Here is a 2,748-nt window from a genome sequence, read left to right on the forward strand (position 1 = left end):
ACTGGCCTATCAGCAGAAGCTTGAGGCTCAGAAACCGAAGAACAACTTTATCACAGCCGGCAAGAACCTCTATGACACCAGCACAGGGCAGTGGATTGCGCCGCCGGCGGGGATGGCTGCCGGTGATGACGAGTGGGGTCTCAACCCCGTATGGGGCAAGGACGCCAACGGCAAGACTGTGATCGGCCAAGCATCAAAGAGCGGCAAGTTCAAGCCGCTCGACACCGGAAGCTTCGAGCCGACACCCGTGCTTCAGAACCTCGACACCGGCACGGCGATCATCAGCCAGAACAGCCGAACGGGCGCTGTGGTCAACAATATGCCGAAGAACCTTGCCGAGGCCGAATCCCAGAAGGAAATCGGTACTGCTCAGGGCAAGTTAATCGCGGCCGCCCCGGCAGACCTGCAAGCTGGCATAAATGCCAAGGATCTGATTACTGAGTTGAAGACAGATCCAAATCGTGAGCGCGGTACCGGCTGGTCATCCATCCTTAATCCAATCCCTGCAACCGCTGGCTATGACTTCCAAACAAAGGTTGACCAAGCAAAATCTGGGGCCTTCGCAACGGCTATCCAGCAAATGCGCGGACTTGGCTCTCTGTCGAATGCTGAAGGCGAGACGGCGACGAAGGCCGTCACCCGCATGAACACCGCGACCTCGGAAGGGGCATTCAACGCTGCGCTTGATGATTATGAGAAGATCATCGATCAGGGTATCGCGCGCGCTCAGGCCAAGATCCAGCAGAGTGGCGGCCAAGTACAGGCACCTCCCGGCATCGCGCCGCCAGTAGCCCCTGGCACAGTCCGCCGCTACAATCCAGCGACAGGAAGGATCGAATAAATGCCGGTCCAAATCCAAGCCCCGAATGGCGAAATCGTCGAGTTCCCGGATGGGACGACCGATGACGTCATCGTCAAGGCCATGCAGGCCACCTATGGGGCTCCAGAGCAGGATCTGAGCACCGCGAGCGCTGACACTCAGGCTCTCGCTTCCGACATGTCGGCCATGACGCAGAAGCCGGGCGAGGCGATCGATGCTCAGCGAGTAGCCGACGCCAAGGGAAAGCGTGACGAGTTCTACAGCAGCGGCATCTATGCGGGCTCGATGAACCCGCTCGGCCCGATCGCTAAGTCCATCGACGCCGGGGCAAGCGCAGCGCAGCGTTCCCCGCTCTTCGGTTGGGATGACGAGTTGACCGCTCTTGCTCGCAGCGACGTGAACAAAGGCGACTATGGCAAACTTCAAGCCGAGGCAGACGCCAACAAGACGGCCATGCGCCAGCAGAACCCCGGTGCATCCCTTGCCGGCGACGTCGGCGGCGGTCTCATCATGGCGCGCGCCCTTCCAAACATCGTTGCAGGCCGCAATCTTCCTGTCGTTGGGCGCGCTGGAGCCGCCGCGCTGGAAGCCGGCACATATGGGGGCGTTACAGGCGCTGGCGAGGCCAAACCAGGTGATCGGACGACCGGCGCGGCTGTCGGAGCCCTCCTTGGAGCGGGGATTGGCGGGACTCTGTCAAAGGCCGGGGATATGCTAGCCTCTCGGGCTGCCGTCAAGGCCGCAAATGCCGCTCCGAGCGGCGAGGAGTTGAAGGTCGCCTCAAAGGCTCTCTACGACCAAGCATATCAATCTGGCGTTGGCATCAAGCCGCAGGCAACCGACAGCATCGTCCAGAACATGACGTTCGCAGGCGGCCGGATCAATGAAGCCCTTCGCCCCAAGACCGCCGGCATCGTCGCTGACGTTCAGGCACTCCGCGGCAAGCCGATGGACCTGCAGACTTTCCACGAGTTGAGGCAAGAAATCGATCTCGCAATCCGAGGCGCAGAACCGGGCGATGAGCGGACGCTTATGCGGATGCGCGATATCCTGACTTCATTCGCCGAAAATGCCAATCCAGGCCAGCTTACCGGCCCAAAGCAGGCGCTCGATACCTTCCGTGAGGCCGACAAGCTTTGGGCCAAGCGATCCAAGACGCAGATGATTGAGGATCTGTTTGACCTAGCGGACGTCAAATCCGGGCGCTATTCACAGTCCGGCATGGAAAACGCGCTGCGCGACAAGGCGTCACAGCTCTACACGCAGATTGTCAAGGGCAAGGTGAAAAACTTCACGGCCGAGGAAATCGGGCTTATTCGCAAGCTGGCCAAGGCAGAAACGAGCCCCGCACTGACGAAATGGATCGCCAAGTTTGCGCCGCGCGGCCCGGTCTCGGCAGGCATGGGGGCAGGCGTCGGCGGCACGATAGGCACGATGATCGGCGGCCCTGTCGGTGGCGCTATCGGGATGGCCGCCCCTGGTGCTGCTGGCTTTGGAGCTGCCAAGCTAGTCGATCGTGCATCTCTCCGCGCGATCGCTGCTGTCAGGAACGCAGCCGCAAGCGGAAATGCCCCTGTTCTCGGGGCTATCTCCAATCGAGTGATGCCGCTGATCGGCCCGCTGTCGTCTGGGCTCAGTAGCCAAGCACAGCGCGATAGATGAACTTCGATATCTGAGACAGGACGATTGCCAGAATAAACAATGGCAAAGTCACGTTGAAAAACCAGAAAGCCCCCGGGCCCCAAAAGGGTTCTTTCTTCCCGGCTTTGGACCACTCGCTTTCATGCAGGTCGAGGTCCTTGTGGAATTTGTCGTCCAACTTCAGTCTTCCTTTAGAGTGAGGAGAATGTTAGTATTCCTTTTGCAAGGACCTGCGAAGCTACGAAACAGAACCTGCCACGCCTCTCAACGATGCGCACCCCGGCGGG

The 2,748-nt window shown here is 60.0% G+C and carries 3 protein-coding genes; 2 read left to right on the forward strand and 1 reads right to left on the reverse strand.

Annotated elements, in window-relative coordinates; translation table 11 throughout:
• Both G9X67_RS34280 and G9X67_RS34285 read left to right on the forward strand, forming a co-directional pair.
• On the forward strand, window positions 1-841 hold an 841-nt coding region (locus G9X67_RS34280; protein ID WP_210259087.1), incomplete at its 5' end, for a hypothetical protein.
• Window positions 842-2,482: a hypothetical protein gene (locus G9X67_RS34285; protein WP_171600737.1), complete on the forward strand. Its 1,641-nt coding sequence runs from the start codon at window positions 842-844 to the stop codon at window positions 2,480-2,482.
• On the opposite strand, the gene G9X67_RS34290 is transcribed toward G9X67_RS34285, so the two are convergent.
• The gene (locus G9X67_RS34290; RefSeq protein ID WP_171600738.1) at window positions 2,454-2,639 is read right to left on the reverse strand and encodes a hypothetical protein; all 186 of its coding nucleotides are present in this window, start codon (window positions 2,637-2,639) and stop codon (window positions 2,454-2,456) included. The genes G9X67_RS34285 and G9X67_RS34290 overlap by 29 nt on opposite strands.
• Window positions 2,640-2,748 lie beyond the last annotated feature (109 nt).

It is taken from the genome of Rhizobium sp. WYCCWR 11152 (assembly GCF_013087615.1).
GTDB classification, from domain to species: Bacteria; Pseudomonadota; Alphaproteobacteria; order Rhizobiales; family Rhizobiaceae; genus Rhizobium; species Rhizobium indicum.

Bases quoted from the DNA above. Each gene is read 5' to 3' on its own strand.
- G9X67_RS34285 (WP_171600737.1), top strand. From the start codon at position 842: ATGCCGGTCCAAATCCAAGCCCCGAATGGCGAAATCGTCGAGTTCCCG.